This is a genomic window from Pseudoalteromonas sp. S1650 (genome assembly GCF_005887195.1).
Lineage (GTDB): Bacteria > Pseudomonadota > Gammaproteobacteria > Enterobacterales > Alteromonadaceae > Pseudoalteromonas > Pseudoalteromonas simplex.
In genome coordinates this window covers 1-250 of record NZ_PNDF01000195.1, presented here as the reverse complement: position 1 = coordinate 250, position 250 = coordinate 1, and the positions used below count along the sequence as shown (strand labels likewise).

Genomic DNA, 250 nt, shown 5'->3' with positions numbered 1-250 from the left:
GCCCTAGGCTTCGCCTGCTGACCCCCCATTTGCAAAAACAAGCGATGCACCATAACCAGCAATCCTCGAAGCAATAGAGCTTGCACTTGCAACTTCAGCGGGAATAAGAGAAATAACGTTACCGCTTCCTGATGACGTTCTTAAGCGGTTTTCGATGCGCCAGTCGTTTTCTAATTCAAATGCTGCTTCAACAGCTACTGAGGTCACAACTGGGTTCATACCGAGCGTCTAATCTCCCGTGCTGAGTTGG

1 protein-coding gene is annotated in these 250 nt (G+C 49.2%); it reads right to left on the bottom strand.

Annotated features, from left to right (window positions below; genetic code table 11):
- Window positions 1-3 precede the first annotated feature (3 nt).
- Window positions 4-219, bottom strand: a complete 216-nt coding sequence (locus CWB80_RS22160) for a hypothetical protein (RefSeq protein ID WP_138686322.1) — start codon at window positions 217-219, stop codon at window positions 4-6.
- Window positions 220-250 lie beyond the last annotated feature (31 nt).